3 protein-coding genes and 1 pseudogene are annotated in these 2,328 nt (G+C 68.3%); all 4 read left to right on the forward strand.

Annotated features, from left to right (window positions below):
* On the forward strand, nucleotides 1-434 hold a 434-nt coding region (locus tag G3N96_RS38355; RefSeq protein ID WP_206140458.1), incomplete at its 5' end, for an ankyrin repeat domain-containing protein.
* A gap of 175 nt (nucleotides 435-609) precedes the next feature.
* Entirely contained in the window at nucleotides 610-1,470 is an 861-nt protein-coding gene (locus G3N96_RS38360; protein ID WP_206140459.1) for an isocitrate lyase/phosphoenolpyruvate mutase family protein, read from the forward strand.
* Between the two features lie 338 nt (nucleotides 1,471-1,808).
* Nucleotides 1,809-2,075: a YodC family protein gene (locus G3N96_RS38365; RefSeq protein ID WP_089441916.1), complete on the forward strand. Its 267-nt coding sequence runs from the start codon at nucleotides 1,809-1,811 to the stop codon at nucleotides 2,073-2,075.
* Nucleotides 2,076-2,176: 101 nt separating this feature from the next.
* Nucleotides 2,177-2,328: pseudogene (locus G3N96_RS38370) on the forward strand (cytochrome P450); the annotation flags it as partial.

Here is a 2,328-nt window from a genome sequence, read left to right on the forward strand (position 1 = left end):
CGCTGCGGTTGCTGCCGGACGCCGCCGCGTGGGGATCGGGCGACGCGGTGAAGGTCATGGTCGAACTGGGCTGGCCGATCGCCGCGCGGGGCGGCGACTGGGACGCGAGCGCGCTGAATCACGCGGTGTTCCGCGGCGATGCGGACTTGCTGGCGTTCCTGCTCGCGCACGGCGCGAACTGGCGCGACCTGCACGGGTTCGGGAGCGACGCGCTGGGCACGTTGTCGTGGGCGTCCGTCAACGAACCGGAGCAGGTCGGCGCGGCCGACTGGGAGGCGTGCGCACGGGTGCTGCTCGCGCACGGCGTGCCGCACGCCGCGCGGGACCCGTCGAATCCGGACGGCGTGCTGATCGACGGTCGCGCGATGCGCTTCTCCGAGGCCGTCACCGACGTTTTGCTCGGCATCGACGGCGGGCCGGCCGCATCGGCTTGAACGACCGTGGGCCGGCGACCGGCAGGTGGCGGCGCCGGCCCGCTCGCGGTCGGCTGCGGGCGTACGGTCGGCGTGCCCCGTTTTCCCCGTCGCGCGACGACATTTCGGCGAACGCTGAAACGTCGCGTGCACGACCGGCGTAAGCTCGGTCGTCAACTTCCTTCCGGAGTCCGCGATGACCCGTTCCGACCTGCAAGCCCGCCAAGCCGAAGCCTTCCGCGCCCTGCATGCGCGCTCAGGCGCGTTCATCATCCCGAACCCGTGGGACGCGGGCACCGCGCGCCTGCTCGCGATGGCCGGCTTCGAGGCGCTCGCGACCACGAGTGCCGGCTACGCGTTTTCGAAAGGGCAGCCCGACAATGCGATCGACCGCGACGCGATGCTCGATCACATCGCCGAGATCGTCTCCGCGGGCGGCTTGCCCGTCAGCGCGGATCTGGAGAACGGCTTCGGCGACGCGCCCGACACGGTGGCCGAAACGATCCGGCTCGCGGCCGAGGCCGGCGCGGTGGGCGGCTCGATCGAGGACGCGACGGGCCGGGCCGACGCGCCGATCTACACGCGCGAAGCGGCGATCGAGCGTATCGCGGCGGCCGTCGACGCGGCACGCGCGCTGCCGTTTCCGTTCACGCTGACCGCGCGTTGCGAAAACTACCTGCATGGCCGCCCCGACCTCGCCGACACGATCGCGCGGCTCGTCGCCTATCGCGACGCGGGCGCCGACGTGCTGTACGCGCCGGGCATCACCGATGCGGACGACATCGCGGCGGTGACGCGGGCGGTCGGTGCGCCCGTGAACGTCGTGATGGGGCTGCAGGGCGGCTTGCTGAGCCTCGACGCGCTGGCGGCGCTCGGCGTGAAGCGCGTGAGCGTCGGCGGCGCGCTGGCGCGGGCCGCGCTCGGCGCCTTTCTGCGCGCGGCGAAGGAGATGGTGCAGGACGGCACGTTTACGTTTACGCAAGCTGCCGTGCCCGGGCGCGATATCAACCGCTGGTTTGCGTCACCCGATAATTCGCCGGTTTTGTTCGGGAAATGAGCGCAGATAAATCGTGGGATCGTTTCCAGTCGAAACGTTGATTGACAATAATCAAGCGATTCCCTGTCCGAATTAAACGTCGGTGACGACGCAAAATACATCGTCTATTCTCCGCATTCCCGCCCGTTCGGCCGGCGCCGGCGCACAAACCGCGCCAGACCGGGCGATCGGGTGATCGCCGGGCGCGTCGATGCCGCGCATTGTTGCATTTCCTCGGTCAGTATGTTTTCGACCGCGGGAGTTGCCGGCTGATTATTTGATTGATAATCTGCGGCACGTTCGAAAGGACAGTGGATGGTCCGCCGGGAATATCGATATATATAAATGCTGAGAGAGCGATGACGAACCGAGAAAATCAACGCGTCAGGTTTCGCGTCGGCGATGTCGTGACGCTGAAGACGGGCGGGCCGCGCATGACCGTCACCTATGCCGGGCCGGTGGTATTCGACGACGGCGACTGGCTGATCTGCCAGTGGTTCGACGAAAACGGCGAATTCCGGCAGGAAATGTTCCCTCACGACACGATGGTGGCCGAACCGCGCGCGATTTCGGCCGGGCGCGTCCGCATGCGGATGCAGTCGCATCGCTACCGGTCGGCTGCCTGACGATCCGCTGTCGTCGCGAGGCCGCCACGCCCGATACCCGCGCCGCGACATTTCACGTCAACCCGAAACATGCGGCAGCGCACGGCGCCGATACTGTCTGCATGAACCCGACCGATCCCATCGCAGCGGTCACGCACCGCGATCCCTATCCCTACTATGCGGCGCTCGTCGACGGGCCGCCGCTCGCGTTCGACGCCACGCTCGGCCTGTGGGTCGCGAGCCGCGCGGCCGCCGTGACGGCCGTGCTCGGCCA

It is taken from the genome of Burkholderia sp. Se-20373 (assembly GCF_017104705.1).
Classification (GTDB): Bacteria; Pseudomonadota; Gammaproteobacteria; order Burkholderiales; family Burkholderiaceae; genus Burkholderia.